A 12,041-nucleotide genomic window follows, 5' to 3' on the forward strand; every position below is an offset into this window, starting at 1 on the left:
CGAATTTAGCAAATTGTCCCAATTAACAGACTCTTTAAATCCATCTATAGTTAAAAGTAGCTACAAGAATCATTTTTTACTAGAAAGGGAGAATGTGAACGATGGCCAAGCAAAAGTATAAAAAGTATTTTGCACTGATGATGACAACAGCTCTGCTCGCGGTCCCAACACTTCAGGCATTTGCCGATGATTCAGGTAAGGCCGGCGATGGCAAAACCGCCATTACAAATCCGCAGGGAATTAATGCAAAAGCAAGTAAAGGCAGGCAAGTGCTTACGCTCATTACTGGTGATGTTGTAACGGTGACAGAGCTTGCAGATGGACAGCGTGTCATTAACGTGGAACCTGCCACAGCGGGTGGTGGTGCACGAATTTTGACCGTGGACAAAGATACATATGTCATTCCTGATCAAGCGATGCCTTATTTAGCTTCTGGTTTCTTGGATCAGAGTTTATTTAATGTGACTGCACTCATTAAAGATGGCTATGATGACGCCGCACAGAAGACGTTGCCTGTTATTGTGCAATACTCAGAATCAAAAGCTCGTTCAGGAGCATTACCAACACCAAAGGGCTCTAAAAAGACCCATGTGCTTGAGAGCATAAATGGGGTTGCCCTCTCTACAGATAAAAAGGAAGCAAGTAACTTTTGGCAGGACATAACAAAGAATCAATCTACAAAAAATTCAAAAGCAATACTAGCACCAGGAATTGAAAAAATCTGGCTGGATGGCCGGGTAGAAGCAACACTTGAACAAAGTGTCCCTCAGGTTGGGGCACCAACTGCTTGGGAAGCCGGTTACGATGGAAGCGGAGTAAAAGTAGCCGTACTTGATACAGGAATTGATGCAGAGCATCCTGACATCGCAGGTCAAATGGTTGATGCAAAGAGCTTTGTTCCAAATGAAGATGTTCGTGACTATCACGCACATGGTACCCATGTAGCTTCAACTGTACTTGGAACCGGTGCTGCATCGGAAGGAAAAAATAAAGGGGTCGCAAAAGGAGCAGATTTACTCGTCGGAAAGGTCCTTAGTAATGAAGGATTTGGCCAAGATTCTTGGATTATCGATGGGATGGAATGGGCTGCAGAAAATGCCAAAATTGTTAATATGAGCATTGGCAGCAACGAGCCAAGCGATGGCACCGATCCAATGGCACAAGCCGTTAATAACTTAACTGCAGAGACAGGTGCTCTGTTTGTCATTGCTGCGGGTAATACGGGCATGGAAGGAATTAATTCACCAGGATCAGCTCATTCAGCTCTTACAGTAGGTGCTGTTGACAAGTCTGATCAGCTTGCTTGGTTCTCCTCCAAGGGACCGCAAAATGGAAATTCTGGATTAAAGCCTGACCTTACCGCACCAGGTGTAGGAATTCTCGCAGCCCGCTCTCAATTTAGCAATGGCAGCGGTTCGTATATGACGATGGATGGAACGTCAATGGCCACACCACACGTTTCAGGTGCAGCAGCGATTCTTGCACAGGTTCATCCGGATTGGACAGGCGTACAACTAAAAGATGCACTAATGAGCACGACCAAGCAACTAGATTATATTAAACCATTTGAGGGTGGAACTGGACGTCTTGACGTAGCGGCTGCTGTCTTTGATACAGTCCGTGCGACAGGTTCACTCGATTTTGGATTCTTTGACTGGCCGCATGAAGACGACAGTCCAGTAGAGAAAACCATTACGTACACCAATGACAGTGACCAGGAGGTTACACTGGATCTCACTGCTTCCGTTTCTGACGGCAATAATTCAACAGCACCTTCAGGAATGATTACACTTTCAACAGACAAAGTGACTGTGGCTCCTAACAGCAATGCTGAAGTAAAGGTGTCACTAGATCTTCAGCTTGCCGCTCTTGGCACTCGTTATCAAGGTCACATTTCAGCTGCTATGGATGGAGATACTGTTGTCCATACTGCTTTGGCCATGGTAAAGGAAGATGAAAAATATTCTCTTACTATCAATGCAACCGACCGTAACGGATCACCTGCCCTTGCCTACTTTAACCTCGTTGGTCCGAGTGGGGTTCCAGAGTTTTTTGCAGTGGACGGAACAAGGGAACTGAGATTGGTGCCTGGCACCTATTCGGTTATGAGTATGATGGATGTTGATAGTGATACAGACCACAGGGGTGTTGCCCTGGTTGGGGATCCAGAAATTAATCTGAACGGCCCACAAACCGTTGAACTGGATGCCCGTAAGGCAGAGGAAATTCAAGTAAACGTTCCAAAGAAAACAGAAGCAAATTATCGGAAATTAGAATATTACCGCAATACTGGTGAATCTAGTATGAATGATATCTATGTCATGCCAGTATGGGTGGATAAAATGTACGCTCAGCCTACAAAAGAAGTAGAAAAAGGAGAATTCACCCTCGCTACACGCTGGCGCCTGGCTGAACCAACCTTGACAATCAACTTCCAAGGCAAAGAGCTGGATGATATCCCTCAGGCTGGAAGTACGCTTTTAAAAGGAATACACAATTTAGAAGCAGTCTATGCAGGAAAAGGTGCTCCTGACAATTATGCAGGTCTTAATGTAAAAGGAAAAGCCGTTGTGGTGGAACGCAGTGATGAAGTTTCTGGTCAAGTACGTGCTGCTGCAGCATTGGAGGCTGGAGCAAAACTATTGATTACCGTAAACGATAAACCACAAGAGCTTAGCGAATGGGTGGGAATTGAAAATCCAGATTTCTCCCTTTCAGATACTCCGCTGGCCGTAGCGGGTGTTAGCGGTACGGAGGGAAAACAGCTCGTAGAGGCAGCAAAGTCTGGAAAACTGACATTAAACGTCAAGGGTACTCCTGACAGTGAATTCATTTATGACCTTGTTGATATGCATCACGGCGCAATACCAAAGGATTTAACCTATGCACCAAAAACGAAGGATCTTGTAAAAATCGATTCAGAATATAAATCAGACCGTAATGCAATAGGTTCGGAGTTCCGCTATGATCTTCTGCCTCACAGCTTTGCAGGAACTGGCTTCTTGCTCCAACTATCACTCCCATCTGTACGTACCGAATGGGTATCCGCCCAAGAGGGAACATCCTGGTACCATCAGGCTGGTGTGTTTGATGCACAGTGGGAAGTTCGTCAGCCAAAAGTGAGTTACAAACCTGGTCAAAAGTTCGCGGAGGAATGGTTTTCACCTGTTGCCCGTCCTCGTCTTGGCGAAGGCTTCTGGGCACCTTACCGTGACAGAAATTACTTTGTGATCAATATTCCTGCATGGGCCGATTCAGGTAATGGACATACAGGAGCAGACACGAATTATCCTGGAGAGCAAACAATCGAGTTTTATCGAGAAGATACGCTCGTGAGAAAAGCCGCTGGGCAAGCCATCTACTCTTTTGTAGAGCAGCCAGAGGAAAACACGAAATATCGAATCGTAACAGACACCTCTCGTAATCCAGAACGCTGGGATACATCAATTCGTACCCATACCGAGTGGGAATTTTGGTCTAAAAAAGAGGAAGAATTCCACTCTGCACTTCCACTTTTATCACTTGATTATAAAATCGATACGGACATGAACGGAGATGCTATTGCAGGTAAATCAACTCAGCTTGGCTTATCCGTGCATCAAATTCCGGGTGCCCCAGGAAACGGAGTCGTGGAAGGTGCAGAATTAGAAGTTTCCTTTGACGATGGCCAAACTTGGGAAAAGGTAGATCTAGTGTCAGACGGTACTGGCTGGAGCGCGAAGATTAAACATCCAAACAAAGCTGGTAGCAATGTCTCACTAAGAGCAAGTGCCTGGGATGACAAAGGCAATAGAATCAAACAAGAAATAATAAAGGCGTATGGACTAAGGTAAATTCTAGAGACCAGTTTTCATAACTGGTCTCTTTTTTCATGAGTAAAAGATAAAAACTATGGAAGTATATAACTAATTAAGTAAAATGTTAGGAGGATGAACATTGCAGAGGAAAACCTTATTTAAGATTCCACTGATTCTTATTTTTCTAACGGCTACACTTTTCGTAAACAGCGACCAAGTGAAAGAAATCCATGCTTTTTCAAACCAGGTACTTCAGCAGGGCTCTTCCGGGGAAGATGTGATTGAGCTGCAAACACGCCTTACGTATAATGGCTTTTTTAAGAGTAAGATTGATGGTGTGTTTGGCTGGAATACCTACTGGGCAGTTCGAAACTTTCAGGATAAGTTTGGTCTTCCTGTCGATGGGGTTGTTGGGGCAAAAACGAAGGCTATGCTGGTGAAAGCCACAAAATATCAAAAGCAAGGCAATACAGGCAGCGTAGGCGCCAATGTTCCAGGCGGGTACAGCCAAAATGATATTCAACTAATGGCAAACGCCGTATATGGGGAATCACGCGGGGAACCCTACATCGGCCAGGTTGCAGTCGCTGCGGTTATTTTGAACCGAGTCCAAAGTGCTTCATTCCCTAATACGGTCGGCGGTGTTATCTATGAACCAGGTGCCTTTACCGCTGTTGCCGATGGACAAATTAATTTAACACCAAACGAAACAGCAAAAAAAGCTGTGCTGGATGCCTTAAATGGATGGGATCCTACGGGTAATGCCATTTATTACTTTAATCCTGATACAGCGACAAGCAGCTGGATTTGGAGTAGATCGCAGATTAAGAAAATTGGGAAACATATATTTTGTAAATAAATAGAGAGAAACTGTCTTGCAATGGCAGTTTCTCTCTTTTAAGTGTCTAAGGCTTGATAATACCTTGTTCTTTTGCTTTAAAAACGGCTTTATGCCTTCCGGTCACATCTAATTTGGAATAAATATTTGAAATATAATTCTTCACCGTTCCTTCTGTTAAATAAAGCTTTCGGGCGATTTCACGATTGGTTAATCCCATTGATAGTTCCTCTATTATTTCTATTTCTCTTTCTGTAAGTCCAAAATCATGATTACTTTTTTCCTCCATTACTTTTTCCGATGGGGTTATCCACTGTGTAATTAACTGCTTTGCAATCTCCTGAGTTATCAGGGTTCCACCATGATGGACGAGTCTGATTCCGGCAGCAAGATCTTTTGGATGAATGGCTTTTAATAAATACCCTTCTGCGCCCGCAGCTAACGCATCCCGAACATACCCTAATTCCTCAAAGGTTGTAACGATCATCACCTTTACAGAAGGAAATTGGCTTTTAATTTGGGCGGTGGCGTCGACCCCATTCATTACAGGCATATGGATGTCCATCAGCACAACATCAGGAGAACGCTGTTTTGTTAACTCCAATGCGACTTTCCCATTTTCAGCTGTACCGACAATTTCAATGTCGGCTTCCCCTCCCAAAACAATCGCAAGGCTTGCCGTAATCAGCTCCTGGTCATCCACTATTAACACTTTTATCATTGTGTTTAAGCTCCTCTCTAAAACGGCTTGCAAGTAGCGGTAAAAAACAAGTAACAACCGTCCCTTCGTTTTCCTTTGATTCAACACTCAATCCACCTTGGAGGGATTCCAGCCGCTCCTTCATTCCGTTAAGCCCAAATCCATAGCTTACATTGCGAATACCAATGCCCTTATCATGAATCAAAAGAATCACATGTGAGGAATCTACTTTTAGGGTAATTGTTATTTCATTGGCATGTCCATGACGGATAGCATTGGTTAGCGATTCCTGAAGACACCGTATAAAAGTGAGTGTTGCTTGAGAGGAAATAGTGATGTCCTGATGATCAATAAATTCAAAATGGATAGTCGTTTTTGTATGGAAAGCAAATTCATCTGCAATTTTTTTCAGCTGGAAAGATAGTTCTTCTCTTTCCCCACTTGGTGATATCTGATGAATCTGAGATCGTACTTCCCCTAATGATTTCCTCATCACATCCGTTAACACATCCACTTGTTGCTGCGCTTTCTCCGGTGATGTTTTCATTAGAAAAGATGCAGCATCTAGTCCCATAATAACAGAGGTAAAGGTATGCCCAACCGTATCATGGAGATCTCGCGCCAAGCGATTCCGCTCCTCCAATAACGTGACCTTTTCAATTTGTTTTGCGTATTCCTCTAAAAGTTGATTCTGCCTGGTGTTTTCAACAAGTAGCATTTGCGTCTTCTTTTCTGCTTCAATCACCTTTGCTACTGATATACCAATACCAAATAAGAAAAACCCATCGATGACTCCTAGACCCAAATGATTCAATCCTACTGCAAGTACAGCAAGGAACGGTACAAGTGAAAATCCTGCCCATAACCACCATCTTCCCTTTCCTGGTTTGCTATAAATACCGGCACAAAGTGCAGGATAGGCCAAAAAAGACGAATACTTCCCTAACAAATAACAGCCTATAATTAAAAATAGCCCGCTAAAGATTAATTCAAGTAAAGGATAGTGTTTCACACCAAAGCTTTCCATCTTTATTCCAGACCATTGTGGAATCAGGAATGCAGCAAAGAACAACGGCAGGATCAGCCAGAAGAAGGGCATGGAAGAAAGGAAGATAGCAAGAAATAACAAATGAAAGACAAACCAGCATATCCTTGTGATTTGTGCCGTTTTATAAACCCAATGAGTTTCATGCCGAATTGGCAGCATAATAAGCACCTTCAATTTTTTGATTTTTATCACTTACTATATTCCACATCCTCACTGATTTCCCTTTTTTTCCAAAAAGGCAAAAGTCATAAAAGTCATATGACCCCCTTATGACGAAGTGCACTATTAGGTATGACCCATTCTAGTCGATAATGAAGATACAAAATTGAAGGAAAAGGGAGAAATTAAAGTGAAAAACTTTTTATATCGTCATGGAATTGTGTTATTTCTTGTAGTAATGATTGGAAGAGGATTAATTGGAATGTTGGCTGTGAAGGGGATTCAATCGTTTAACCCGGAACTCACTGTTGAAAAGGATTTAGGCTGGTTAATCATGCTCATCTATGCAACCACTGTTTTCTTAGCCGTAAAATGGGTGAAAATTGACAAAGAAATTGGCTTGAAGATGCCCTCTTCATCAAAAGATTGGTATGTTTGGATACCGGCACTTCTTATTCCAATCACATTGGCCTTCTATCTTGGTTTTCATTCTACAATGGGGCATATTCCGCTATTGCTGATTGCAGCGGTAGGTGTTGCAGTGAACGAAGAGATTTTATTTAGAGGCATTCTTCTTCGTGCGATTTTACCGTTTGGTAAAGCAGTTGCCATTATTGTTCCTTCACTCCTTTTTGGGGCAGCACACCTTGGTAATATTTTTGTAGGCGGGGACGTGACATATGCTCTATTCCAATTTGGATGGGCGAGTTTCGCCGGTATGGCCCTGACAGCGATGGTTTTGGCAAATAAGAGCTTACTCCCAGCTATTCTATTCCACTTTGTCCTTGATGCAGTAGAATATGGGGCAACTGGGGCCTATGGCATTCATAGTACGGAGTATTCACTGAAATGGTTAAGTATTTTTTTACTGCTTAACTTAGCATTTTTACTATACTCCCTCTATATTTTAAAAAAATCAACAAACAACCAGCAAGTAACTCATATAACCACACCTTTATAATGAAAAGTAAGGCTGACTTAAAGGAGGATAAATTCCATCCTTTTGGTCAGCCTCTTTATTTCACTAAAGCGAAGTCTAGAAAACAATCGTTTTGTTTTGATGGACTATAATGCGGTCTTCAATATGCCATTTCACTGCTCGAGCCAATACACTTCTTTCCACTCTGCGGCCAATTTTTTTCAAATTATCCGTGTCATCACGGTGATCCACACGGGCAATATCCTGTTCGATAATCGGTCCTTCATCAAGGTCATTTGTGACATAATGGGAGGTCGCTCCAATTAACTTTACACCACGGGCATGGGCACGTTCGTATGGTCTTGCCCCTACAAACGCAGGTAAAAAGGAATGGTGAATATTAATGATTTTGTTGGGATTGGCGGCTACAAATTCTGGTGTTAATATTTGCATATAACGTGCCAATACCACTAAATCAATCTCATACTCCTTTAATAGCTGAAGCTGCTGTGCTTCCACCTCAGCACGGATATCCTTATTCGCTGGAATGTAATAAAATGGGATATTTAAGGCTTCAACCGCATCTCTTGCTTCCTCATGGTTACTGATTACGAGCGCGATATCCGCCATTAGATCACCGCTTTGCCATTCCCATAGCAGTTCGAGCAAGCAGTGAAGCTCCTTCGATACAAAGATTGCTGCTTTTTTCACCTGATAGACATGCGTTAATTTCCAATCCATCGAAAACGTCTCAGAAATCGCTGCAAACTTCTCCTCCATCTCCTTCGCCTTTTCCTTTAGACCCGGGCATTCAAATTCAATTCGGATAAAAAAGACCCCGCCTTCCGGATTCGTTGAATACTGACTCGACTCAATGATATTGGCTTGATAGGAAAATAAAAATTGCGAGATGGCTGATACAATCCCAGGCTGATCCGAACAGCTGACCAATAGACGTCCACGGTTCCGATTTTCTTTTTGAAATAACTCAATTTGGTCCTTTATAAATGTGTTCATTTTTCATAACCTCGCTTTTATTAATAGAAAAGATTATACAGTAGACAGCCCATATAAGCGAAGTTTTTCTTGAAAATTCTAATTTTTCTATTCTACTATTTTTATTTTTTAAACCATTAATGGTAAAATTTTAAAAAAGGAGGTCTTCTTTGAATGAAAATCGCTTTTATTTCGGATATACATGGGAATGCCATCGCACTAGATGCTGTTCTCAAAGATATCGAGCAGCAAGGGATTGATAAAATTTATGTACTTGGTGACATCTGCTATCGTGGACCTGAGCCTAAACGCTCTCTTGATTTAGTTCGGTCTTTACATACTGAAGTGATTAAAGGAAATGCCGATGAATGGGTGGTCCGAGGAGTCCAGGAAGGGGAAGTTCCTGAAAAAGCATTGGAGTTGATGAACACTGAACGCCAATGGATTGTGGAGCAGCTTGATTCATCAGATATCGATTATTTGAATAGCCTGCCTGTTCAGTTAAATGTACGATTTGAGGGTGTTGAAATTACTGCTTTTCATGCTACACCTACAAGTTTATTTGATATCGTACTGCCAAACGCCGATGACAGCGAAATTGAATCTAGTTTCATGCAGACACAGGAAGCACAGGTATATGTTTATGCACATATCCACAAGCCCTATATTCGTTTTCTCAATGGCAAGGTCATAATGAATATCGGCAGTGTGGGGTTGCCATTCGATGGTCTGACTAAGGCATCCTATGGTCTGGTCGAAATCGAGGATGGCCATCTAAAAACATCCATCAGAAGAGTAAACTACGATCTCGAACATGTCGTCGCACTCTATCATGAAGTTAACTATCCAAACGCAGAAATGATGAGTAAAGTCATACGGACTGCGAAAATATAAAAAAATCGCCGCTGTATGTAACGGCGGCGGTTTTACTTTTAAGAAGGGAGGATTTAGAAATGGAGTTAGTTGTAAAGAGGATGACGGAGGAATACGCTAAACAGATCCTTACTTGGAAATACGAAGCCCCCTATGATTTTTATAATAACGAAGAAAGCTCTGAATCTCTTATTGAATTACTAGAAAACCCTTATTATGCGGTGTTGAATACTGACGAGACACTTATTGGATTCTTTTGTATTGGCAGCGCAGCTCAAGTGCCATTTGGCAACACTGTAGGTGCTTATTCCGAGGATATAAATGATATCGGAATTGGAATGAACCCTTCCTTAACCGGTCAAGGTTTTGGAGTGGAATTCTTCTCATTCATCCTTTCCTATATTCTAGAAACCTACAAAGTTGATTCTCTCAGATTAACGGTTGCAGATTTTAACCAAAGAGCGATCCACCTTTATACGAAACTTGGATTTGTTAAAAAAATGGAGTTTAGTAGAGGCGTTATCAAATTTATTACCATGGTAAAGAATGAAAAATAGCCGAGGACAATTTGTCTTCGGCCTTATTGAAATCTTTCCTGCAGTCCCTGTTGTTTAGACGTAAAAAATGTCTCAACTTGTTCAACACTCGTTGGCCTGCTAAAATAATATCCCTGCATGTTATGGCAGCCAATGCTGCATAGAAATTGATATTGTTCTAGCTCCTCCACGCCCTCTGCTACCACATTCATTCCCAAGTTTCTTCCCATCGCAACCAAGGTGCGACAGATAGAGCGCTGGTTCTTATTCTCCAAGCCTTCAATAAACGATTTATCAATCTTAATCGTATTAAATGGATATTGGACAAGATAACTAATCGAAGAATAGCCGACACCAAAATCATCAAGAATAAGATCGACTCCAATACCCTGTAAATCTTTTATCGTATTTAACGTTTTCTGAACATTGGTCATCGCCGTTCGCTCTGTGATTTCTATTTTGAGTAAATGGGACGGTAAATCATAGCGTTCCAAGGTATCTTTTACATTTGGAAGGAACGATTCAAGATTGATTTGTCTTGCTGGCACATTAATCGACACATAAAACGGCGGCAAGTTTTTACCTGCCCATTTCTTACGCTGTCTGCAGGCAGTTTCCAGGACCCAATTGCTTATTTTTACGATGAGATCCGACTCTTCGGCAATTTGAATAAATTCTCCTGGGGATATTGCCCCTAAAACAGGATGATTCCAACGAAGGAGTGCCTCCACCCCAATCACTTGTTTTCCGTAAACATCAACAATTGGTTGATAGTCCAAGGATAATTCATTCTTTTCAATCGCTCTATGAAGGTATTGTTCAAGCAGAAGTTTCCGCGAAAGACTTGTCGACATTCCCAATTCATATGGCTGGATTCCCACACCGCTTTCCTTTGCAAGATACATCGCATGATCAGCCTTCTGAATCAATCCTTCTGCCTCATACCCATGATCTGGAAAAATGCTCATCCCAATACTTGCGCTTAGTACATACTCATTTCCGAGCAGCCTGATTGGCTTTGCAATGATTCCATTTATCCTCGCAGCCGTTTCAAGAAGGTCTTCTTTTGTGGTCAGGTTAGTAAGCAAAATGACAAACTCATCGCCGCCTTGGCGTGAAATAATATCGTCATCTCTTAAACTCACCTTCAACCTCTCCGCTATCACCTGTAATACTTTATCACCCATTTTATGGCCCAAAGAATCATTAATATTTTTGAATCGATCAAGATCGAGGAATAAAACTCCAACCATTTTTTTCCTTTCCCTTGCTTCCGTTAACGCTTTATGGAGATCATGATCCAATTTCCGTCTATTCGGCAGTCCAGTCAATGAATCATGAAAGGCTAAAAAGGTTAGTTTCTCTTCTGCCCTTTTTCGCTTCGTTATGTCTACTACAATTCGGTCAATTCGGATTGGGTCATGGTGATGTTCAGAAAAAATGGGGACAATGAAATCTGATACCCATTTCCGCTCACCGCTTTTGCTCACAATACGGTACTCATGTAGAGAGGATTTTCCCTTCTTCACCAACTCTATATGCCTGCTGGCACCCATTTTATCAGCAGGCAGAATTAACTGCTCCCATAGGTGCGGATTCTGCAGAAACTCCTCTTCACAGTAACCAAAGATAGTTCGACAGACAGGCGATATTGAAATCGTCTCCATTGTATTGACATCCAGACTCCATAAACAAATCTTAATACCCGTGAAGATATTATCCCAATGACTAGGGAATGAGCAAGCGGAAAGCCGTTTTTCATTTGCGATATCGGTAATGTAACCACATATACCTAGAATCACCCCATCTACTTCAAACGGGATCGATAGAATATTTACTATCATCACAGAGCCATCCTGATGTCTAAGCTTCGTTTGCAAGCTCCGTTTTTCCCCCTTCAGTACCGCATTAACGTGATCAATCGCCCTATCAATCTCCTCTTCTTCCAGGATTGATACGAAATTTTGTTGATAGTGATCCTGTCTCATGTACCCGGTTAATTCTTGAACCCCTTCATTCGAAAAAACAATACTTCCTTCCAAATTCATTAAGTAGCAAGGATATGGCACATCTTCGAGTAAAGGCTTACAAACTTCAATATAAGAATTAATATCTGGCTTTTTGATCTCATTTCTCAAAAGAAAATACTCCCTTCTACGATCACTGAGAATCAAC

General features: G+C 41.9%; 9 protein-coding genes. 5 read left to right on the top strand and 4 right to left on the bottom strand.

All coding sequences use genetic code 11. The features are described 5' to 3' along the window. The first annotated feature begins 101 nt into the window (after nt 1-101). On the top strand, nt 102-3,833 hold the full coding sequence (locus tag M3189_RS11065) for a S8 family serine peptidase (RefSeq protein WP_251634122.1): 3,732 nt from the start codon (nt 102-104) through the stop codon (nt 3,831-3,833). Between the two features lie 103 nt (nt 3,834-3,936). Then, nucleotides 3,937-4,656: a spore cortex-lytic enzyme gene (gene sleB / locus M3189_RS11070; RefSeq protein ID WP_251634123.1), complete on the top strand. Its 720-nt coding sequence runs from the start codon at nt 3,937-3,939 to the stop codon at nt 4,654-4,656. Between the two features lie 46 nt (nt 4,657-4,702). On the opposite strand, the gene M3189_RS11075 is transcribed toward sleB, so the two are convergent. Together M3189_RS11075 and M3189_RS27135 are read right to left on the bottom strand one after the other, a co-directional pair. Beyond that, nucleotides 4,703-5,356, bottom strand: coding sequence for a response regulator transcription factor (locus M3189_RS11075; RefSeq protein ID WP_251634124.1), 654 nt, complete (start codon nt 5,354-5,356; stop codon nt 4,703-4,705). Beyond that, the gene (locus M3189_RS27135) at nt 5,331-6,575 is read right to left on the bottom strand and encodes a sensor histidine kinase (protein ID WP_251634125.1); all 1,245 of its coding nucleotides are present in this window, start codon (nt 6,573-6,575) and stop codon (nt 5,331-5,333) included. The genes M3189_RS11075 and M3189_RS27135 overlap by 26 nt, the downstream gene beginning before the upstream one ends. A 157-nt stretch (nt 6,576-6,732) precedes the next feature. On the opposite strand from M3189_RS27135, the gene M3189_RS27140 reads away from it, so the two are divergent. Then, nucleotides 6,733-7,503 carry a CPBP family intramembrane glutamic endopeptidase gene (locus M3189_RS27140; protein ID WP_251634126.1) on the top strand — a complete coding sequence of 257 codons (771 nt, stop codon included), beginning with the start codon at nt 6,733-6,735 and terminating at the stop codon, nt 7,501-7,503. Between the two features lie 75 nt (nt 7,504-7,578). Here the strand turns inward: M3189_RS27140 and purU are convergent, their stop codons facing one another. Continuing rightward, nucleotides 7,579-8,478, bottom strand: coding sequence for a formyltetrahydrofolate deformylase (gene purU, locus M3189_RS11090; RefSeq protein WP_251634127.1), 900 nt, complete (start codon nt 8,476-8,478; stop codon nt 7,579-7,581). Between the two features lie 153 nt (nt 8,479-8,631). On the opposite strand from purU, the gene M3189_RS11095 reads away from it, so the two are divergent. Together M3189_RS11095 and M3189_RS11100 are read left to right on the top strand one after the other, a co-directional pair. Next, nucleotides 8,632-9,351, top strand: a complete 720-nt coding sequence (locus M3189_RS11095) for a metallophosphoesterase family protein (protein ID WP_251634128.1) — start codon at nt 8,632-8,634, stop codon at nt 9,349-9,351. A 59-nt stretch (nt 9,352-9,410) separates the two neighbouring features. Continuing rightward, on the top strand, nt 9,411-9,887 hold the full coding sequence (locus tag M3189_RS11100) for a GNAT family N-acetyltransferase (RefSeq protein WP_251634129.1): 477 nt from the start codon (nt 9,411-9,413) through the stop codon (nt 9,885-9,887). A 23-nt stretch (nt 9,888-9,910) separates the two neighbouring features. Here the strand turns inward: M3189_RS11100 and M3189_RS11105 are convergent, their stop codons facing one another. Continuing rightward, nucleotides 9,911-12,004 (bottom strand): sensor domain-containing protein, encoded by a 2,094-nt coding sequence (locus tag M3189_RS11105; protein ID WP_251634130.1) that lies wholly within the window; start codon nt 12,002-12,004, stop codon nt 9,911-9,913. Nucleotides 12,005-12,041: the final 37 nt, after the last annotated feature.

The sequence above is a fragment of the Neobacillus niacini genome (assembly GCF_023715415.1).
Classification (GTDB): Bacteria; Bacillota; Bacilli; order Bacillales; family Cytobacillaceae; genus Neobacillus; species Neobacillus niacini_C.

Bases quoted from the DNA above. Each gene is read 5' to 3' on its own strand.
- M3189_RS11065 (WP_251634122.1), top strand. From the start codon at position 102: ATGGCCAAGCAAAAGTATAAAAAGTATTTTGCACTGATGATGACAACA.
- purU (WP_251634127.1), bottom strand. From the start codon at position 8,478: ATGAACACATTTATAAAGGACCAAATTGAGTTATTTCAAAAAGAAAAT.
- M3189_RS11075 (WP_251634124.1), bottom strand. From the start codon at position 5,356: ATGATAAAAGTGTTAATAGTGGATGACCAGGAGCTGATTACGGCAAGC.
- M3189_RS11095 (WP_251634128.1), top strand. From the start codon at position 8,632: ATGAAAATCGCTTTTATTTCGGATATACATGGGAATGCCATCGCACTA.
- M3189_RS11100 (WP_251634129.1), top strand. From the start codon at position 9,411: ATGGAGTTAGTTGTAAAGAGGATGACGGAGGAATACGCTAAACAGATC.